At 41.1% G+C, this 20947-nt stretch carries 17 protein-coding genes; 7 read left to right on the top strand and 10 right to left on the bottom strand.

The window, feature by feature from the left end:
- Positions 1–210: 210 nt before the first annotated feature.
- Positions 211–846, top strand: a complete 636-nt coding sequence (locus tag MSTHT_RS09970) for an Sjogren's syndrome/scleroderma autoantigen 1 family protein (RefSeq protein ID WP_048167645.1) — start codon at positions 211–213, stop codon at positions 844–846.
- Positions 847–1103: 257 nt separating this feature from the next.
- Here MSTHT_RS09970 and MSTHT_RS09975 read toward each other — a convergent pair whose 3' ends face one another.
- From MSTHT_RS09975 to MSTHT_RS09985, 3 genes are all read right to left on the bottom strand, one after another.
- Positions 1104–3959, bottom strand: a complete 2856-nt coding sequence (locus tag MSTHT_RS09975) for a DEAD/DEAH box helicase (protein WP_048167646.1) — start codon at positions 3957–3959, stop codon at positions 1104–1106.
- A 122-nt stretch (positions 3960–4081) separates the two neighbouring features.
- Entirely contained in the window at positions 4082–5884 is a 1803-nt protein-coding gene (gene glyS, locus MSTHT_RS09980; protein ID WP_048167647.1) for a glycine--tRNA ligase, read from the bottom strand.
- Between the two features lie 226 nt (positions 5885–6110).
- Positions 6111–6911 (bottom strand): CPBP family intramembrane glutamic endopeptidase, encoded by an 801-nt coding sequence (locus tag MSTHT_RS09985; protein ID WP_048167648.1) that lies wholly within the window; start codon positions 6909–6911, stop codon positions 6111–6113.
- A 1367-nt stretch (positions 6912–8278) separates the two neighbouring features.
- On the opposite strand from MSTHT_RS09985, the gene surE reads away from it, so the two are divergent.
- Positions 8279–9082: a 5'/3'-nucleotidase SurE gene (surE, locus tag MSTHT_RS09995; protein ID WP_048167650.1), complete on the top strand. Its 804-nt coding sequence runs from the start codon at positions 8279–8281 to the stop codon at positions 9080–9082.
- Between the two features lie 165 nt (positions 9083–9247).
- On the opposite strand, the gene MSTHT_RS14820 is transcribed toward surE, so the two are convergent.
- The 3 genes from MSTHT_RS14820 to MSTHT_RS10010 all read right to left on the bottom strand — a co-directional run bounded on the left by MSTHT_RS14820 (position 9248) and on the right by MSTHT_RS10010 (position 12117).
- Positions 9248–9412, bottom strand: a complete 165-nt coding sequence (locus MSTHT_RS14820; protein WP_167829581.1) for a hypothetical protein — start codon at positions 9410–9412, stop codon at positions 9248–9250.
- A 46-nt stretch (positions 9413–9458) separates the two neighbouring features.
- Positions 9459–10457: a GTP 3',8-cyclase MoaA gene (gene moaA / locus MSTHT_RS10005; protein ID WP_048167652.1), complete on the bottom strand. Its 999-nt coding sequence runs from the start codon at positions 10455–10457 to the stop codon at positions 9459–9461.
- 727 nt (positions 10458–11184) lie between these two features.
- Positions 11185–12117, bottom strand: a complete 933-nt coding sequence (locus MSTHT_RS10010) for a hypothetical protein (RefSeq protein WP_156149744.1) — start codon at positions 12115–12117, stop codon at positions 11185–11187.
- A gap of 516 nt (positions 12118–12633) precedes the next feature.
- Here MSTHT_RS10010 and MSTHT_RS10015 point away from each other — a divergent pair.
- The gene (locus MSTHT_RS10015) at positions 12634–13953 is read left to right on the top strand and encodes a cobyrinate a,c-diamide synthase (RefSeq protein ID WP_048167654.1); all 1320 of its coding nucleotides are present in this window, start codon (positions 12634–12636) and stop codon (positions 13951–13953) included.
- Positions 13954–14492: 539 nt separating this feature from the next.
- Positions 14493–14957: a glyoxalase/bleomycin resistance/dioxygenase family protein gene (locus MSTHT_RS10020; protein WP_048167655.1), complete on the top strand. Its 465-nt coding sequence runs from the start codon at positions 14493–14495 to the stop codon at positions 14955–14957.
- A 134-nt stretch (positions 14958–15091) separates the two neighbouring features.
- On the opposite strand, the gene priL is transcribed toward MSTHT_RS10020, so the two are convergent.
- From priL to MSTHT_RS10040, 4 genes are all read right to left on the bottom strand, one after another.
- Positions 15092–16252, bottom strand: a complete 1161-nt coding sequence (gene priL, locus MSTHT_RS10025; protein WP_048167656.1) for a DNA primase regulatory subunit PriL — start codon at positions 16250–16252, stop codon at positions 15092–15094.
- A gap of 3 nt (positions 16253–16255) precedes the next feature.
- Positions 16256–16993 carry a DNA polymerase sliding clamp gene (locus MSTHT_RS10030; RefSeq protein WP_048167657.1) on the bottom strand — a complete coding sequence of 246 codons (738 nt, stop codon included), beginning with the start codon at positions 16991–16993 and terminating at the stop codon, positions 16256–16258.
- Between the two features lie 307 nt (positions 16994–17300).
- On the bottom strand, positions 17301–17615 hold the full coding sequence (locus MSTHT_RS10035; protein WP_048167658.1) for a transcription factor S: 315 nt from the start codon (positions 17613–17615) through the stop codon (positions 17301–17303).
- Positions 17575–18009 carry an NUDIX domain-containing protein gene (locus MSTHT_RS10040; protein ID WP_048168527.1) on the bottom strand — a complete coding sequence of 145 codons (435 nt, stop codon included), beginning with the start codon at positions 18007–18009 and terminating at the stop codon, positions 17575–17577. Before MSTHT_RS10040 ends, MSTHT_RS10035 begins: the two co-directional genes overlap by 41 nt.
- A gap of 623 nt (positions 18010–18632) precedes the next feature.
- Here MSTHT_RS10040 and artA point away from each other — a divergent pair.
- From artA to MSTHT_RS10055, 3 genes are read left to right on the top strand one after another with little or no spacing between them, the layout of a single operon-like run.
- The gene (gene artA / locus MSTHT_RS10045; RefSeq protein ID WP_048167659.1) at positions 18633–19499 is read left to right on the top strand and encodes an archaeosortase A; all 867 of its coding nucleotides are present in this window, start codon (positions 18633–18635) and stop codon (positions 19497–19499) included.
- 5 nt (positions 19500–19504) lie between these two features.
- Positions 19505–20197, top strand: a complete 693-nt coding sequence (locus tag MSTHT_RS10050; RefSeq protein ID WP_082086827.1) for a phosphatidylserine decarboxylase — start codon at positions 19505–19507, stop codon at positions 20195–20197.
- Complete coding sequence (locus tag MSTHT_RS10055) at positions 20130–20921, top strand: archaetidylserine synthase (RefSeq protein ID WP_048167660.1); 792 nt, start codon at positions 20130–20132, stop codon at positions 20919–20921. The genes MSTHT_RS10050 and MSTHT_RS10055 overlap by 68 nt, the downstream gene beginning before the upstream one ends.
- The last annotated feature ends 26 nt before the right edge of the window (positions 20922–20947 follow it).

Here is a 20947-nt window from a genome sequence, read left to right on the forward strand (position 1 = left end):
TAGTCTAAGACAGGCTTGGTATATAAAATATTATCGGTGATTTTCAAGGTTATCTGCTTTAGGGTCTGCCCTTTGTGGTTCTGAGTTTGTTGCCTTTTTCAGGTTGCGTAAGGTGATATTAACTTCATACTTAGCTAGTTACAGGAAAAATTTTATTAAATAAATGAGAAGCAAATGAATTAGAAGCTGTGAATAAAGAAGGTCAAGTATATGGATTCTGAAAAAGATAAAAAAGTAAAGCGAATAGCACGTTTCCTCGAAATCGGAGGAACAATGCTTGCTGAGCATTGTAAAGTTTGTGGAGCCCCAAAATTCCGTTATCAAGGTAAAGTAATTTGCCCTATATGTGATGTCCCGGAAGAGGAAGAAGCTCAAGAACCAGCCTTAGATGCCCAGGCTCCTGAGTCCAGATCGTACACAGAAAAAGACAGATCTTCTTTTGAGACCAAGAAAAGAATCCAGGCTCACAGGCAAAAACCTCGTTTTGGGCTGAGAACCTCGGAAGCTGCTGTAGAAGAGGAAAAAGCTATCGAGTCACCAGAAGAGGAGATTTCCAGGGCACCTCAAGAAAAAGAAGAAACAGAAAATACAATTCCTGTAACTCCTGTGGCTTCTGTAACACCTGCAGCCCAGGCAGTACCCACAGGAAGAGTGGAAAAACTGGCTGCCTCATCGAAAGTATCCGTAACTCACGGAGACCGGAAAATACTGGAAGACCTTCTCTTTAAAAAGATGATCAATATTGCAGATTCCCTCCAGGATGAAACCGATCCGCGCAGTATTGCCGAGGATTTAGGGCTAATTGAAAAAGGACTTGGGCTTATAGAGCGCCTGAGGCAGTTATAATAAGTAAAAAGAAAGGAAAAATACATGGAAGTAAATTCGAAACAAATAGAAGACATGAGAGTAAATTAAAGACAAATAGAAGACATAAGAGTAAATTAAAGACAAATAGAAGACATAAGAGTAAATTAAAAACAAATAGAAAACATGAAAGTAAATTAGAAACAAAGAAAATATGTGAAAGTAAAGTAAAAACGAAGAATAGAAGAAAATAGGGTAAGGAAAAAGAGAAGATATCTAAGGAACCCTGGCTTCTCAACTTATCCGCTATAAGGGGTTTCAAGGATCTCCCTGATTTTAGCTGCTCTCTTTGGCCCTATTAATTTTACTTTCTTGAGTTCTTCGGCATCAGCCTTCATAATAGCCTCTACCGACCCAAAATGTAAAAGAAGGTTTCTTGCGGCTTTCGGTCCTATGTCTGCTATCGCGGAGACAAGATACTCCTGCTGCTCAGTAAGGGTACGGGTTGACTTTTTCCCGTGGGGGTTTATTTCACGCTTATTATCCATCTGCTCACGCTTTGCAAGCATTTTTAATATTGCAGCACTCTCTTCTTCATCTCTTGAATATAACAGTGAAACTCCAAAATCAATGGCAATAGATATCAAGGAACCGTAAATGGCATTTGGATTGATTTGTCGTGAAGTGAAAAGTTCCGTTCCTTCAATAATAAGAACGGGTTTTTGATATTCTCTTGCAAGATCCGCTAACTGCGCAAAGAGATTACGCTTTCCAGCAATAAGAGAATTTACAAAGTCATCCGTGCGCTTTCTTTCCACTGCAAGTCGATCGCTTACAACGTAATCCCCAATTTCAAGTGCTGCAAAACTGACTTCTACTCCAAGCCTGTCAAGAACATTTGCAACCCCGCTTTTTGCTTCCCTGTAATCTACCACTATTTTAAGAGTTTCGGGTTTGGTCTCTATCCCGGGCAATTCTACGGCTGGTTCAGGTTCGTATTCCTCTTCAGGTTCTTTTGAAGCTTCAGATCCAGATTCAGATTCAGGTTCAGATTCAGATTCAGGTTCAGATTCAGATTCAGGTTCAGATTCAGGTTCAGATTCAGGTTCAGATTCGACTTTAATTTCAGATTTCTTTCCAAAAATAGTTTCGAAATCTACAAGGGTTTTTTGCTTTTCTTTTATGATTTCCTCTCTAGTTTTCTCCCCATCCTTTTGTTTTTTCCCTTTTTCGCTTTCTTCCCCTATCCTGTTTTCTTTCTCTTCTCTGTTCCCCGCTTCGAAGCTATTTTCTTTTATTTCTTCATTCTCCCTGCCGCAATCTGAGCCTTCATTCGTATTCCTATTACCTAAAGTTATATCTATAGTTAGATCGTTGCTGTCTGTAATTTTATCCTTACAGTTTACAGCTAAATCGCTTGTCTCCCGCTCTAGACTGAGATTCTTCTGCACTAAATCTCCGGTTTCCTGTTTTAAATGTATAATCTCCGGTTCTTTGGGTTTATTATGTATGATTACAGTTTCATCAGTTTTATTATTTGAAATTAGAGCTCCGGATTCAAAATCAGAAATTTTAGAGCTCTGTTTTGTTTCATTAGGAACCAGCAGGGCTTCAAGCCCCTGTATGCTATTAAGCATCCTTTTTTCCTTGTTCTTGCTGCTCCAGTAATAAGCTTCATCACGTGTACCTTTTGTCACAAGTACAATCACTCTGCCTTTATGCTGTCTCCCTGTCCTGCCTTTGCGCTGGATGCTCCGGATTTCCGAAGGAATGGGTTCGTAAAAGAGTACCAGGTCTGTAGAAGGAATATCAAGTCCCTCTTCGGCAACTGAGGTAGCCACAAGTACATTATATTCTCCTGCCCTGAACTTATTGAGGATCTCTACCTGCTGCTTTTGCGTAAGCCCTTTATCCTTGCGGCGCGATGCCTGTCCCACAAAGCGGGTAGGTACAACTCCCGGAACTTTGGACAGGGCATTTGTCACTAACTCTGCTGTGTCCCTGTAATTTGTAAAAACAATTACTCTGGACTCAGGGCTTTCTTTCAGTTGCTCGGATACGATCTTTCGCGCAAGCTCGAGTTTAGGATGTTCAATCTCGCACTCCTTTAACCTGTGAAGGGTTTTTCTCATAAAGAGATCATCCATTAATCTTCTTGCAGCTTTGCTTGCACTATTTGAAGAGGCATCTGCGTCCAGTTTCTCTAAATACTTCCTGAGGGTCTCAAGCCCCTGAGTCTCAACCATCTCCACAGCATGATTTACCTTTACCATTTCAGCAAGCACTGATAGGGCAGTAAAAACTGCAGGATCGCCCCCCATTCGGATTTCACCCTGAAGTTTCTTCTGGAGAAGCAGGAGGTCTTTTTTGGAGACATATTTCCCACTGCCTGCCGAAAAACCCAGGCCTCTTATTATTCCGAGCCGGTCATTAAAGATTTTCTCAAGATAGTCCCGGATCTCAACCATCTCAGAAGGGAGCTGTACCTGAATCCATTCTATCTCTTTTTCCTGCACATAAGGGCGGACATCTCTATCTTTCTCAGTCTTCACTGACACATTCTCAACATGTAAAGCCTGACAGACCTCCGAGATTTTCTCATCCGAACTGCCAGGGCTTGCAGTAATTCCGAGCACATGAGGATTTTTTGCGCTCTCGAAATATTTTTCCGCAATAAAGGTATAAGCATAATTCCCAACTGCCCTGTGAGCTTCATCAAAGGTTATATGGCTTACATCCTCAAGGCTGATCCTTTTTGTAAGAAGATCATTTTCAATTACCTGAGGGGTGGATACTATCAATTTTCCCTGCGCCCAGAGCTCTTCCCGTTTTGCAGGAGGAATACTGCCCGTAAAAGCCAGAATCTCTTCTTCGGGAAGAGCCATTACCTTCTTGAAAAAAGCTGCATGTTGCTCTACAAGCGGTTTCGTTGGAGAGAGAATCAGGGCTTTACCCCCGTAACGCTGAAGTCTGGAAGCAATCACAAAAAGAGCTATTATAGTTTTCCCAAGTCCTGTAGGAAGCACAATAAGGCTTGATTTTTCGAGTGCCTTCCCTGCAAGGTTCAACTGATAGAGCCTCTGCTCAACAGTATCAGGCTTTATTAGCGGATGCTTTATGAAGGCTGGCTTCTCAGAAAAAAAACTCTCATTCATTCTGCTTCAAGATCATTTAGTTTGTTTCAGAGTCTTAATTCAATTATAAAAATATAAACAAATTAAAAGTTTTGCTGCAAGCTTTTTTAACTCACAGCACAGGAATTGCTAATTTTCTGGTTTTAGAAGTTAAAGGGCTTGCCTGCGGACTCGAAAGCTCTGCCTTTGTAAATGAGTTCATACAGGACGTTTTCTATCCCTGTGATCGGAGTCCGGATCTGGCGCATGGAATCCCTGTCTCTGATAGTTACAGTTCCATCTTTGAGGGTATCGTAATCTACAGTAACGCAGTAAGGTGTACCAATCTCGTCATTTCTCCTGTAACGGCGCCCGATAGTTCCTGAGTCGTCATAATTGACAAGCAGGTTCTTTTCCCTGAGTCTTGCAATGATATCTCTTGCGGGCTCTGCAAGCTCTTCACGAGTCAGGAGCGGGAGTACTGCAACCTGTACCGGGGCAACTTCACTTGCGAAATGCATTACAAGACGGGTTTCTTCCTCTCCCTCAGCTTCGGATTCTTTTCCAGCTTCTTCCGTGCCTTTAAGTCCGGACTCGGCAGCCTTCTGAGCCACGTTTTCCTCATCGTAGGCATGCTCCATGATGCCGTAGAAGATCCTGTCGATCCCGTAGGAGGGTTCGATTACGTGAGGAATGACATTCTCTCCGCTGACCTTTACAGTCTCTTCTGCAAAATCTACAGCGTCCGAGCTGACTGTCAACTCTTCCCCATCCACAGTAACTTTTATCTCATCTTTTGAAAGCTCCTCTTCGGAGAGCTGCTTTAAGGCGTCTGCAACGGCTTTCGCCTTTCCTTTAAATACAGGACCGAGCTTGCCCATGTTTGGCTTTACAGTAAAGCGAGTCACCATTTTCGGCTCCTCATATTCTACATATACGTAAAGTTCGGTCTTACTTACTCTTGCATGGGCTTTAAGGTCGTAATCTGTCCTGTCGGCTATTCCTACAACTTCAACCCAGCCGAACCTGTCGGTCTCAATTTCGGCATCCCAGCAGTCGACTGCATAGTGTGCCATCTCGTCGGTCAGGTGCTGCCTGAACCTGAGCTTTGCAGGATCAATTCCTATCTTTGTCAGGAATTCATTGGTAAGTGCGATATTGTAGCCCAGAACTTCGTGTGCTATAACTCCAGTTTTTACAGCCTCCCCGACCGTCATCCTGAAAGGCTCGCCCTTTACCTGTCCCTTCTGTGAATAGAGTACAAGTTCTTTATCTGCAAAGCGCTCAAAGTTGGGATGCTTCTTATTCCGCGGGTCAACAAAAATCTCGCATTCGGCTTGCGTGAATTCCCTGAGCCTGATTACACCCTGCCTGGGCGCAATTTCGTTCCTGTAGGACTTCCCTATTTGTACTGCCCCGAAAGGCAGTTTATCCCTGTAAAAACGTGCCAGTCTCGGGAAATCGACAAACATCCCCTGCGCCGTTTCTGGTCTGAGATACCCCTGCCGTCCTGTACCGGGTCCGATGGTGGTTTTGAACATCAGGTTAAATTCATAAGCTTCCCCGAGCTCGCCGCCGCATTCCGGGCAGGTGATTCCTTTTTCCTTTATAACCTTTGTAAGATCCTCTGCACTCAGAGCTCCTGCCGCATTCGTTACGTCTTCTACAAGGTGGTCAGCCCGGAATGCCTCCTTACAGTTCATGCACTCACACAGTGGGTCAGAAAAGCCTCCTACGTGTCCGGAAGCAATGAATACTTCTTCAATCCCAATTGTCGGGCACTCAATCTCCATAAACCCTTCCTGGATAACGTAAAACTCTCTCCAGATCTGCTCTATTCGCCTCTTTAGCGCACACCCAAGAGGCCCATAATCATAAAATCCCCGGCTTCCGCCATAAAGCTCAAAGGAATTCCACAGAAACCCCCGGCGTTTAGCCAGCTCGAATACTTTCTCGTATTTGTCCATTTTATAAATCCTCGTGAAATTGATGAGGGATATCGGATAACTGCAATTTTAATCTATAGGAAATACTAGATGGATAACGGCATCATTATATTAAATTTACACTGCTCTTCATCTATAGAAGATTTATCTGCAAGTCTTAAAATTTCGGATCTACTATCTTCTCTTCCTGAGAACTTTGACCGGAAAAACTGGTTTTCTTAAAAGAAGAAGTAAGTATTTTGATAGATCATAACGAAGATTCAGCTGTTTTTTTCCATTTTGCTTTCCATAACAGTGCAATTCCTAAAATCGTAAGGATTAGCATTTGCCAGTTTTGTGAAAGCGGACCTAAACCGACTGACCCTTCGAGGGTATCACGAACCTCATCAAATGCGGCATGATATACGGTCGATACGGCTAAACTTTGAGTGCTTGACCATATGTAGGCAAATACAACTGCATGCATAATTGTCGGTATTAAGCTGATAAGCATAATAAGTGGCACTGAAACAAATGGGTTAGCTTCCATTTGCGTTCCCATTACAACCAGAACTGGTAAGTGCCAGACCCAGGTGATAAAGCCGTGTAAAAGTAGTGCCAGGCGGGTATTGTATCGCGCAAATAAATGAGGCAATAAATATCCACGCCAACCGAACTCTTCCCCAAATGCCGGAATGAGTGTGATTGTAAAGCTAAATAAAAACTCAACCAAAATGGCTGCGGTGCTTACATCTTGAGGACTTTCATAAATTCCCAGCAGCTGTTCAACAGCTCTCGGGAAAGCCCACAAAAATAATGCAAGTCCAAAAGCGTATACATAATGCCTGGGTTTGCCCCATCGCCAACCGGCGTTTTCAAACCCATCCCTGAACACAAACCTGCCGGCAATGTAAGTGGCAACAGCGACCATGATCATTGATAATAAAAGGAGGGGTTTGAAGGCTTCCCCTAAAAACGGGTAAGCAATCTGAAAAGGCCATGAAAGTATAATGATAATTAGCAAATAGATTTTCAGTGAAAAAGGGCGATCAATACTCTCGTTTTTCATAAAGATAATAGTTTAGATTACAATAAATATTTTTTTAAATTTTATCTCTGCGTCAGGTGACTGAAAAATGAGGGTGAATTCTTGGGTGATTCTTGGGTGAATTCTTTTTTCTTTTGTTCTTTCCTAATATTTGCCCTCGGATTTGCAGGGCACAGAAATTAACTGAAGAATATTTTTTGTTACCTTTTGTTTTCGATTTGTGGCTTATATACTCGCTTCTGAACTTATGGTTTATACTCTTTTACCATCAATGTTCAGGTTCTTTCCCATGTTCGTTAACGAAAACTTTGATCGGATCATTTGAATATTATTTATGTGCTTATATAAAATTCTCTTATACAGGGTCAACAACTTTTAATATAACAAGCTTGTAATGCTAGAGGCGGTGGGGTAAATAACGCATTTTTCGATATGAACGTGCCTTTTTGAGATTACGTCGGATAGTGTATGCTATGGAAGGGCATTTTCGAACATAAAGTGCCTTTTTGAGATACCGTTGGATTTTTTAGGGTGCATATTCGGAGCACTTCCTAACAGGGAATGCTTTGAGACAATACAATAGAATACATTATGAGTGAGGTTTTGATAAAAATGCTGTTAAAGATTTTAAAAGAAACTTTAAGAACCGTAAAAGAAAAAAAGATTTTACATTCTGAAAAACTTATAGAGATGACGCACTGGCTCCATCACCTGGAGTTTCTGGTCGTAAGAATGATGATGTTTGCAATAGGCGTTCACCACCTTTATGTATACACCATAAAAACCGTATTCTGAGCTTAAATCTGAACTTCGTCTGCCGCGCAGGCAAATCCGTCTCCTTTCCGATAAAAGATCTTTGCTGCCAGAAATCCGGGCTAAAACGTGGGGGAGCCCTATGTGGAGGGGGTAAGGATCGGTTTATAATCAGGAGAAAATCGCTAGCGTGTAGCACTATGAGGATTTTTGTTTCATAGACCTCTCAAGTTCCATCACATACATGATGACCTCTTCAATGCCTTATTTAATACCCCACCAGTAGAGACGTCGTCGAGTTAAAACAATTGGTCTTTAACCATAGAGAAGACTTATTTATCATCTGCAGACAAAATACGCTAGTCAGAATCCTTTTCAAATTAAAAAATAGGGCTCGGAGCTGCTAGAAAAACAGTCCTTAAACTTACTTTTTGTGGCTTTTTATTTATCTTTGCAACTTATTTTTTACAGCTTGATATTTCTGTGTACTTGTTGTGTACTTGCCGTATCTGTGCATTTATTATCTGTACTGGCATGTTAATATTTGAATTAAATTGATTTCTCTGAACTTTCTGATTTCTCTGAACTTTCATCCCATGCAGTCATTCCATTAATTTTAAATTATCCAACAACTTATGGGGAAGCTGATGGTCCCAAAAATTCTTGTTACTAACGATGATGGTGTTTATTCCACAGGTTTGAAAGCTGCATTTGACAGTGTTTCAGACCTCGGGGAAGTTACGATTTCGGCTCCTGCCGTCCAGCAGAGTGGTGTTGGACGCTCGATTTCTATCTTTGAGCCTCTTCGAATCACGAAAACAAACGCAGGAGGCATACCTGCTTATTCTGTGGGAGGAACTCCTACCGATGCCGTAATTCTGGGCATCTTCGCAATCCTAAAGGAAATGCCTGACCTGGTGCTTTCCGGTTTCAATATTGGGGAGAATATAAGCACCGATACCATTACTACCTCAGGAACCATCGGAGGAGCCCTTGAAGCTGCGAGCTATGGCGTGCCTGCGATTGCCGCCTCCATACAGGTACTTGACGAAGGTCAAAAATTCGATGATCCCAGGGACTACCATAGAGAACGTTTTGAAGTCGGGATAAAAGTAGTAAACAGGATTGCTCGAAATGTCCTCAGGCACGGCATGCCAGAGAACGTGGACCTCCTGAACATAAATATTCCTTATCACGCTGAAGAGGATACGCCTGTAGAGATAACTCGCCTTGCACGAAAAGTCTTTAAAACGGATGTCGAGGAAAGGCGTGACCCCAGGGGCAGGCCCTATTACTGGATTGCAGGGGATCTGATCCGGGAAGAAGAAGAAGGGACCGATGTGCATGCTATCATGCAGAAAGGGTATATCTCAATAACTCCGATCTCCCTGGATTCAACTGCCAGGATAGACTTTTCTGAGATCGAAAAGTATCTCTAAAAGCTCCGTTATCTCTGGGTTGCAAAATTTTAAGTGCTCAAAGTCCAGGAAAATCTAAAATTACTGAAAATCCTGAAACTATAGCGACCTCTAAATATCTAGATGAAAAGGTTTAGTACTAAGAAGCCCTGATCTTCTACTTTATCCGAAAAAGCCCTTCTCACTTTATTCCTTAATTTCATCTCTTTCAATATGAATGGAGATTTCCTTCCATCCGCTGTCGACCGTATGTAACGTTTCTACCATTGCCTTAATAACGCTTATCACTATTTTCTGGACAAATTCGTTCATAGGGATTCTTCTCCCGTCTACTGAAAGCTCAATCCTCATTTTTTCCCTCCTCATTTGCATATTGATCTCTGCATTGTTCTTCATATCATATTTTCTTTTTCTTCTCAGGAACCCTAACAGGAACGTAGTATGGCTTCCTTCGGCTTACTGCAAGCTCGAGCAATTTCTCAATCTCTTCGGGACTTTTTGCATCACTGACATCTACTAAATTGTCGTTTACAAGCAGGCAGGGCTTGAATTTTCCGTCGGCTGTAACCCTTAGCCTGCTGCAGTGGGCGCAAAATTCCGAGTTATCCATAGGTCGAACAAATTCTACTTCCGCCCCGTCGATAATATATTTTTTTCGATGGTGAAGGTTTCGTACCTTGATTTCGCTTGCCTTCTCAGCCAGGCTTCGTTCAAGGTCTTTTGAGTCAATAATGTATTTTGAAAGCCTGGGATCAATATCCATAAGCTCTATAAGTTGCAAAATTACCTTCCCTTTATACTGTCGGATAAAATCCATCATTGAATCGATTTCGTTATCGTTTACACCTTTGAGGAGAACCATATTCAGCTTCACAGGAGTCAGTCCAGCTTCAACTGCACTGTCAATACCCCTGATAACCTTCTCAAGTGAGCCTGAGGGCGCTCCGGTAATTGCTTCATACTTCTCAGGCACAAGAGAATCCAGGCTTATGTTTACCCTATCAAGACCTGCCGCCTTCAGGGCTTTTGCACGTTTTTCAAGCAGAATACCGTTTGTGGTGGCAGAAACCTCTTTTAATGGAGGAAGGCAGGCAAGGATCTCCTCAAAGTCTTTTCGGAATAGAGGTTCGCCTCCTGAGAATTTCACTTTGTTGATCCCGAATTTTACTGCTTCCCTGACAATCCCGCAAATTAACTCCGGCTTCATTTCCCTTCCTACCGGGCCGCAGGTAGAGCAGTCTGCACCTTCATTATGGCAGTAAATACATGAAAGATTACACCTGTCAGTTACCGATATTCGAAGCCCTGTAACCTTTCGTCCATAAGGATCCTTAAGAATTTTCTTTGAGTCTTCTTCCGCAACTTCAGGAGCTTTTTCTGGATTTTTCTGCTTCATGGCTGATTAAAATCTCCTATTAAACATTTGACATGCAGCTCTTTGTTAAGTTATATTTAAGGTTCACTGATATTCAGGAGTTTATCCTTGTTATATGCGGACAAACACTTTATATCTGAGACGATTTGCCCATAATATCCTGATATCAAATTTAATTGGCACCTTTGAGAAAAAGCCCAGAACAGGAAATAAATTAAATTGAATTAGCAAAAGAGTTACTTCAGCTTATGGAGTAGAAGCCTCTTTTCTCAATCCTTTCCTGAGACTCTAGCTGCTCTACTTTAGAGTAGGTATAACCTTTTACTTAAGGTTAGTGTGCACAGGCGAAGGAATATAAAACATTCGGATTTCTCAAAAAAGACTATCAGTCATAAAAATGATCATTCGGCATAGAGATAATCTGTTTGGCATATAATTTCATTTTCAAACTAAACTGCCGTGTTAAAGTTAGGAGTTCAGAGTAAAAGAATATTGATAGGCAAAACCATGTGCACGGAAATTTAATTATATAAACTCAACAAGATTAAATCTTCTGTGACCTTTCCTCTTAGTAAATTCATAAAACTCCTGAAAAATGAGCAGCTTATAAAGTTTGGGCAAAAACTGAATTTAAATATGTATAGCCTGAGAAGGCTCATTTGAAAGCTAATTGTATTCGGTTGTTAAATGTCAACATTCTGTGTGGAGAGTTGGTTATACTCTCCAACACATATGCTATTTTCCTTATTTATTTACACTCTACCGGAGCTTCTTCTACTTCTTCAGTGTCTTCACATACTGGAGCTTCTTCACAGACGTCTTTTGGAGTCTTCTCTACTTTCTTATTGTCTTCACATACTGGAGCTTCTTCACAGACGTCTTTTGGAGTCTTCTCTACTTTCTTATTGTCTTCACATACTGGAGCTTCTTCACAGACGTCTTTTGGAGTCTCCTCTACTTTCTTATTGTCTTCACATACTGGAGCTTCTTCACAGACGTCTTTTGGAGTCTCCTCTACTTTCTTATTGTCTTCACATACTGGAGTTTTTTCACATACATCTTTTTGTGGAGCTTCACATACTGGAGCTTCTTTACAGACGTCTTTTGAGGCTTCATTACAATCTACTGGAGCCTCTTTAACATCATCAAGCTTAACTGGGGATTTCAGTAACTCCTTCTTGCAGACATTTGCTGGAGTCTCTACAATGTCTTCACATTCTTTAGTATCTTCACAGTTTTCTGGAGCTTCTTCAATTACTTCGGAGTCGTCTTCTTCACATTTTATAATGGATTCACAGTCACAGGATTCACAGTCACATTTTGCCTGGTCACATTCCAGAACAGATTCGCAGTCGCAAGAATCACAATTTCCTTTGTTGCAGTCTGCGTGGTCTTTAGAATCCTCCTCTTCAGAGTCGTCCTGTTCGCTGTCTATAATGGAATTGCAGTCGCATAGTTCGCAGTCACAGTTTATTTGCTCACAGTCTGCAGCAGATTCACAGTCACATGAGGTACATTCCTTGTCACAATCGGCAAGGGAGTCACAGGAAGTTGCAGAATCATCTGCAGATTTTGTAAGAGTATCACAGGAAACTGCTCCTGCAGTAATTAAACTTGAGATCATTAATATAGAAAAAATAGATCCCAGAATTTTTGCAATTGATTTTCCACTTGAATTCATTTTTATTCCTCCGATTAGTTCCTCTGATTTCATCTGATCTTGCTCATCTGACTTGAGAAGACCTGGAACTAAAAGCCATCCATTCAATTATATATATAAGAATACTTACATTAAGAGCATTATATAATAATTTATAAGATTTGTTTAACACTTTATAAGCCCACAAAAAGAGGTAAAAACGAATTTAAAGCTTTATAATGCTTTATCGGATTTTACAATTATTTTATATGTTTTGAGGTAGAAATTTGTTGACTTTAGTAAGATCGATAGATGCCCTTCACTTCAGTGAGGGGAGTAGTCACTAAATGCTGACAATAGGTTTTGTTAATAATTATTGCTACTCTTCAAGCTGCTTTAATAATATCTTTCCTCACAAATCTAAACATATTAGATAATTTGCTTAGGTATCGGTAGACTTCCCTGGTAAGGTTCTTTCTTCTGAAAACAATTATAAGGTGCTTTAAAGCAGCAGCATTAATAGCTTTAATATATTTTAACGGCAACAATATTCAGCAGATGACAAAAGGAATACTTATTGCAGGAACCCACAGTGGGGTCGGAAAAACGACAGTCTCCATGGGTATTATGGCTGCTCTAAAACACAGACAGCTAAAGGTCCAACCTTATAAAGTAGGACCTGATTATATCGATCCTTCTCATCACACTGCAATTTGCGGGCGTCCCTCACGAAACCTGGATACCTACATGATGGGCACCGACGGAGTTGGACAGACGGTAGCCCGGACGGCTGCAGATGCGGATATTGTGGTAGTAGAAGGAGTTATGGGACTCTTTGACGGAATCGATTCTACCGAGGTCGCAAGTTCCGCACATGTTGCAAAAACACTTGATCTGCCTGTAATTCTGGTGATTAACGTACATGGCATGTCCAGAAGCACCGCAGCCCTATTGAAAGGGTATTCTGAGTTCGATCCTGAAGTCAGGGTTGCAGGCATTATTCTGAATCAAGTAGGCAGCGCGAGGCATGCAGAACTCGTAAGAAATTCGCTTCCTGGGAGTATACCTGTTGTAGGAACGATTCCGAGAAAAAAAGATATCGAGGTTCCTTCCCGACATCTTGGGTTGTATATGGCACATGAAAAGGATTATAATACTGAGGAAATGGCAGCTTTCATCGAGGAGAATGTTGATCTTGATGCCTTGCTTGAACTTGCTGAGCCCTGTTCTGTGCCGGAGATCAGGAAAATACAAAGACCAGAGGCAGATCTCAGGATAGGAATTGCTAGGGATCCAGCCTTCTGTTTCTACTATCATGATATGTTTGATGCTTTCAAGGATCACGGAGCCGAAATTGAATTTTTTAGCCCGATGGCAGGAGAGGTTCCGGATGTCGATGGAATTTACTTTGGAGGAGGGTATCCCGAACTTTATGCAGAAAACCTTGAGAAATCCGAAACAACCAGGAAACTTAAGGATCTCGCAGCGGACGGGTTGCCCATTTATGCTGAGTGCGGCGGTCTGCTTTATCTCTGCGGGAGATATGAGGTAGGGAACAAGATTTATAAACTTGCAGATGTCGTGCCTGCAAACACACGTATGACAGACCGGCTCAAAGCTCTCGGATATACCGAAGCTCGCCCTCTGGATAAAAACTTCTCTTCTCATAACATCAGAGGTCACGAATTCCATTACTCTCTTACAGAATGCGACCGAGATGCGAAGTTCGCATATGAAATGCTGCGAGGAAAAGGAATACAGAATGGTTTAGACGGTCTTATCGAGCACAACACCCTGGCAGGTTATATGCATTCCCATCCAGCTACCTTTCCGGTGGAAAAATTCATTGAAAAATGCAGGGAATACAAAAGAAGGTAAATAGAGATAAAATAAAGGTTCAATGTAAGAAAAAGACTAAGTAAAAGTTAACGATTCAGAGTAAGTGCAGTTGTTCACTTTGCGAGCAAATTTTTAATTTTTAGGATTCAGATTCACTATTGAAGTGAGGTATATCTCATTTCTCATTTTTTTCAGGGTTTTATGAGCATTTTTATAGAGATTTTTAAGGCTTGTCCAGAGTTACTTCTAAAAATTTCTAGACTTTTTTGGAGATTTTTTAGCTTAATTGCCTGATACTGAAACTTTCATTCGCGGATTTGAAAAAATACTTTCATTCTGTCAAGTAAGATTAATAAAGAAGAGTAGATGAAGAATAGGTAACTTTATGAATATTCGAGGAATTTTTCAGGGTAGCTTTTTTGGAGTAAAAGTAAACACACAGGATGAATAGGCTGGATCAGAATAAATCTATAAAGGTACTCTGATGAATTACTGAATCTGTCTAAAACTTTTACATGAGCAGTCCGGGATAACAACTCGCATTCAATGCTTTGTTTACTTACAAAGGAGGGAATAAAATGAGGTTCATATGTCCACTCATTGTCGTTAACAATATAGAGGCTTCCAGGAATTTTTACGAAAAGATCCTTAATCAGAAGGTACAATGCGATTTCGGTGAGAACGTATCATTTGAGAGCGGCTTTTCAATACACCTGAAATCCCATTTTTCGGATTTAATAGGTATAAACAAAGATGACATAGCTCAAAAATCAAATAATTTTGAACTATATTTTGAGGAAGACGATCTGGATAGTTTCCTTCAAAAGTTGAAAGGCATGGACTCCATTGAATATGTGCACGAACTAAAAGAACAGCCATGGGGACAGAGGGTTATCAGGTTCTATGATCCTGACATGCACATCATTGAGGTTGGTGAGCCCATGGAAAGCGTGGTAAAAAGATTTTTAAATAAAGGCATGTCAATTGAAGAAACCGTAAAGCGAACTTTAATGCCAGAAGAGTTTGTCAGACAGTTTTTGTAAATAATGCCAGGTATTCTGAATTATAAATCCCCTTTTCATTCTCATTTCTTTTTTCTTTTATCTTTTCTTTTACCATTTTATTTTTCTATCTCCTTTCCTTCTCTCTTTCCAGTTTTTCTCTCCTTTTTTCTTCTTTACGCTTTTTTGCTCCTCTGATTCTTCTTTTCTTGTACCTTTGATTCTTCTTTTCCTGCTTTTCTTTCCTTCTTTTGCTCCTCTACGCTTTCTTGCATCTTTCCTTCTTCTTTTCTGCTTTCCTTTTCTTGCTCTTTTTCCTTTTCCCTTTCTTTGTTTTTCAGATATATCTTCTTCTCATAATACGCGAGAGGATGATTGATTTTTTCACATAATCTATCTTTTCCTACGCAGTTGCCATAGGTTCTCATGGTATCACATGCAGGAGGCTTGTATACATTCCCTGTTGCACCTGCAATGTGCTCTATCTGGTAAAGAGTCTTTTCTGCGTCAAAATCAGGGGAGATATTGAAGAGATTAAGTATTTCATCCACCGACATGCCTACGTTGAGCAGGAATGAAGTCATGGCAAACCGCATAGAATGGGCAAGATTCACTCCGCCCTGTACGTTTGCAAGGGCATGTGATATGCAGGGGGGAAAAAGTTCAGGTTCCACTGTCCCAAAGTCCGTTTTTCCAAATTTTTTCTTCTGAACCTCAAACTGAGCCTTTATTTCAGCAACATAAGGGGCGCAAAAACGTGAAATTTCGGCAGGAATTTCAGGGATTGGAAACGACTGTTCAATACGTTCCCTTATAGCTTCTTCAAGAAGTCTTGCAAATTCTTCCTTTGTAATTCTTACCTCTCCAGCCCTTAACTGGCGATTTGCAAGTTTCCAGGCAGGATCTTTCAGGGAATTTGAAAAGCGGATATAGTCCGTAAAATGCATACTGAAATAGGAATCTCTGAAGTCGGCTGAAATTCCAAAATCTTCCCCGAATTTAAGCAAGAAAGCTGGAGTTTCATTTCTCAAAAGTGTATAGGCAGCTTTGGCTTCTGCCAGAGCATAGCGCTTGGTAAAGAGCTGATCGTCCACACAGGCAACCAGCATTCTTGCAAAAGGATAGGAGAGAAGTTCTGAGAGAATCTGGGCTTCTCTGGAAACAGGCGGCTTTTTAATTTCCCCTTCCAGAGCTTCTTTTACCCTTTTTATCCCTCTAGCTCTTGCAGCCCGGTAAGCCCAGGAATTAAGCAGACTGTCCAGGGAAATCCCCAGACTCTCAACATGGGTAGATGCTTCTGAGATAAAAGGGTAATATGCGAGTTTGTCAGCCTGCATGGATTATTCCGACTCAATTCTCGGAGCCAGGAGATAAGAAATTCTGCCTGCACCGTTTGCAATCTCGAAATCTATGAGTATCGGGAAATCTTTTCCAAGGGAAAGACTTACCTCATTGACTTTATTCGTAGGTTTGACTATGTCGGCCAGATAGTCCAGAGAGAAAAGAGAACAGGCTTCACCTGCCTTCAGGTCGATCAGCTGGTCCCTACCCATCTCCAGGCGAACCTGGTCAGTATCGCCTTTTGCTTCCATATAGAAGGTATCATCAGAAACCCCCATTAGTAGATGATCACTTATTTTCTCTGCAGCTTTCACAGCACGCCTGAGGTCAGCTCCATTCAGGACAACTTTTGCAGGCAAATCTAGCTGGGGAACTCTTGGTTCTGCCCGAATTGTAGAAGGATCGAGAAGAGAAAGTGTATAAGACAGCCCTCCGACATCAATCAGGAGTTTTTGATTCCCTTCTTCAAGTTCCATCCGGACTGTGTCGTTCTTCTCCGCAATTCCCAGCAGGTCCATAATCTTGTTCAGGTCTATTCCTATTTCAGACTCATCAGCGCTATATTCATCGAAAGCGGATGATCCAAGCTCAAAAATTCCCATTGCGACATTGGCAGGATCAACAGCTTTTACCGAAATACCTTCCGGCTTTATTTTAATTCTGACCTCATCTACAATTACAGCCAATGCGGCAATCGCGTCTTTCAGAAGCTCTGCATTAATTGCTGCCTTGAACATAATTCTTCTCCAATAAATAGATCTAAATTTTAAGCTCTTTATTACCCTTGAGATATATAAATTTCTTTACAGATTCGGAAGTCCTCGCTCTATTTGAGAACCAATTTTCCGGCTAAAGCCAAATGGGTTTCTGAAATCGGAAAATTACTAGATTCAAACTCCCGGCAACTATATAAATCTTGGTCAGAAAACAGGGCGACTTCAGGATCTGTTTGAAGCAGAAAGGAAGCTGTAGCCTGATAAATCTATAAATCTATTTTTTTCCGGGAAACATATTTTTCAAAGGTGGGTAGAAGAGAATTAAACTTCAGTCGTATTCTCTCCAGGTAAATCCACATTTCGTGCATTTGAAGAATCGAGTTTCGGATTCATCAGCAGACCTGAGCTGTCTGAGCCACCAGAATGCAGTGTTATTTCCACACTCTGGACATTTTGCATTTGTTGTTGGCAGACCTGAAGTCTGTTCACCTTCCAGAACCACTACTTCACGGTCATCGATCTTGGCTTTGGAGACAAAATTTTTCGTGTTGCCTTCTATAGGTACTATGTTCCCACATTTTCTACACTCAAAATTACCATTTTTAGGAAACATCATGCTTTTGCATTTTGGACAGAATTGCATTAATATCACTTTTTGCGTCATTTATAATTTTATTGTGATCAAAAGCTAACTCAGGAATGGAATCAAGCTCAAAAAGTTCGACGGAATCTGCATCAGAGCCTGGTTTTAGCTCTCCTGATCCTTTTGCGAGGTAACATACCGAAACCGTATGCTCTCTGGGATCACGGTGTGGGTCGGAATAGACACCCACTAGTTTGATTATCTCTATTGAAAGGCCTGTTTCTTCAAAAGCTTCCCTAGCTGCTGCGTTTTCTGTACTTTCCCCAATTTCTACGAAGCCGCCGGGAAGGGCAAATTTTCCCTGATAGGGGGGGTTTTTTCTCTTCACGAGCACAAGCCTGTTTTTAAAGAGGATTACTGTATCAACGGTTAAACTAGGGGTTTGAGGCTTCATAAAACGCCTTCGCTTTATTTTCAGGGAGATTTCTTTTTCCGTCATCAATCCCTTTCTGAATTAGCTTTTCTAGCAGGAGTGCCAGAATAAAATAATATTATTATTGTGCATAACGTAGAAACTCGTCATTATATTTCAATATTGACATTGTAAGTCAAGTTTCTGTCAAGCAGAGAAATTCCTTATGCAGTAGCTTCTCGTAGTAGCTTCTCTTAAATGTTTCTCTTTTATCGAAACCATAAGTTTCTATCCTAATCTTGAAATTTTTTAGTTTTTACGCTTTTATATAAATGAGAACATGTTTGTAACGTTATTCTTCTATAATAGGAATCTATTATCTTATTTGCAGGCTCAATCACTCTTTATGAGTACCCTGACGGAGGTAATAATTCTACAGTTTATAGGTAAAGAAAGTAAAATCCATAACCTTTGAATTCCTTACTATTAATAAATGAACTATTCAACTTATTAGAAACTTATATGAAAATCTATTAATTATTTTAAATGACTTCACATGTCACTTTCCGAAAGCTTCATAATTTGCCTGAGGCTTTTCTGAGCCTTCAGAAACAGAAACAAAACCTAGAATTAAGTTTTACCTCTGGCAAAAAGGTGCGTGAAAAATGATAGAAAATATACTCTGGCTCGCAGTCGGGTTAATGGTTGCGTCATCCATCATCCCCAGAACTCTCAGGGTTCGTAAACTGGTAGGAGGGATTGGATGGGGCACATTTTCCATCCATTGGGGTTATCAACCTCTTCATTATCTCGAGATCCAGGACTATGCCAATGTGCTCCTCACAATAGTGGTGACGCTGTTTTGTCTACTTGTAGCGTATATCATGTATCGGGAGTATAAAAATGGTCCTCTCTATATAAAAAATAGGGAAGTGTTACATTCCAAGTTTTCAGCTCAAGGTGAAGCGGATTCCCTTGATATAACCTCAATGCTTACCAGTGCCACTGCACTTGGAGCTCTAGTTTATTTCCCATTTGCGAATTTCACCCCTTTAAATACCTGGATTATAGGAGGAGTCACCTCCCAGATTCTCTGGGTTCTCCAGTACTTTGATATTCCTGCATATATGAAAGACTGGAATATGATAACACTTAATGGATACACTGTTGAGATAATACTGGCCTGTACTGCAATTGAAAGCATTGCCCTTTTTATGGGGCTAATAGGTGCAGTGAGAGCTCCATTTAACCGCCTGGCTATGGCTTTTATCGCATCCGTGCCAGTTATCTATATACTTAATCTTATCAGGGATGTTTTCGTGGTAGTTGCTTATGGGGAGCAATGGTTTGGAGCTGACAGTTTCATAATAGCACATAATTATATTGCAAAGGCGGGTTCAGGTATTGCCCTTTTTGCAATTTCATATGTGGTGATTCGTATTCTTCCCGAACTATTCGGAATGATTGATGGTCTCTGGATCATATTTTCTCAAGAATTGAGATCCCTTCTGCACAGATCCGGGGGGGATTAAAGCTAATGCTTGCAAAAGGCTCAGAACCCTGGCTTCTTACTGCTGCACTTATAACCATAACGTTTGCGGTTCTCTCCAAGGCAATGAACAGCTCCCATCTAACCCACGTTACTTACATATCAATGGTGCTGACTTTCTTTATGGTTCTTTTCTTTAGAGATCCCGAAAGAAAGGTGGAAGTTTCGGATACTTATATGGTTTCCCCGGCTGACGGCACTGTCATAGACATTCGGGGCCGGAAAGTCTGTATTTTCATGTTTCTCCAGAATGTACATGTAAATAGAGCTCCGATTTCGGGAAGGATCAGAGAAATTACTTACAGAAAAGGAGGATATCTTCCTGCTTTCTGTAAAGACTCTGAAAGAAACGAAAGAAACGAGTTTATTATTCACACCAAGTATGGGGATGTCAGTGTCACGCAGATTGCAGGCACTATTGCCAGACGAATTGTTTCCTATCCTCGAGTAAATGATTTTATCGAGCAAGGACAGCGCATTGGAATGATTCGTTTTGGGTCAAGAGTTGACGTAACAATTCCCCAAAACTTTGAAATCATAGTACGGAAAGGAGAGCGGGTACTTGCAGGCAAAACCATTATAGCAACAATAAAAAATGACAGGGATTTTGAACATGAACATATTTCAAATGTTAAGGCTCCCGGACCTGGTCTCTCTCTTGAACCTTCTCTGCGGAATTAGTTCAATTGCAGTAGCTGCCCAGGCTACAGTCCAGGTTGCCACATCTCAAACTGCGGCTGCCCAGAATGGGTTTTCTCTGGCTTTGATCTTACTTCTTGTTGCAGCAATTGCAGATGGAGCGGATGGATATATTGCCAGGCGATTTAAAGGAGGAGAACTTGGGGAACAACTTGACTCCCTGGCAGATGCAGTTTCTTTCGGGGTTGCTCCTGCTCTTCTCATATATCTACAGTTCGGGCAAGTAAACCCTGTAGCCGGAGAACCGGACCCTCTTATTGCGATATTTCCAGCTTTTTATGCTGTTTGCGGTGTGCTCAGGCTTGCTCGTTTCAATTCTGTAACTCCCCGTAAAACAGGCTTTGAGGGTCTTCCCATAACTGCAGGCTGCATAATGCTTGTTACATATATGCTGCTGAACGAAAGTCTTGTCAGAATAGACTTTCTTTTAGCGCTTACCCTTGGTCTCTCTATTCTTATGGTAAGCTCGGTAAATTATCCCAAGATCAGGAATGTCAGGATTCTTGCATTTATCTCTTCTATTTTCGGGATAACTATGTTTCTCTACCTGTATAATGTCGAATATATGCGAATTTTCTCGACCCTGCCTTTTATCCTTATGTTGATATACATTTTTTCTCCTTTTTTCAAGATCCCTCTATTAAACAATCTGGGTAGCAAGGAGTATAGGAACAAAAGACTGAGCGCCAGGAAGGAAAAGAATTAAAACCGGTTCACTTTAGTAAGACACTG

The sequence above is a fragment of the Methanosarcina thermophila TM-1 genome (assembly GCF_000969885.1).
Lineage (GTDB): Archaea > Halobacteriota > Methanosarcinia > Methanosarcinales > Methanosarcinaceae > Methanosarcina > Methanosarcina thermophila.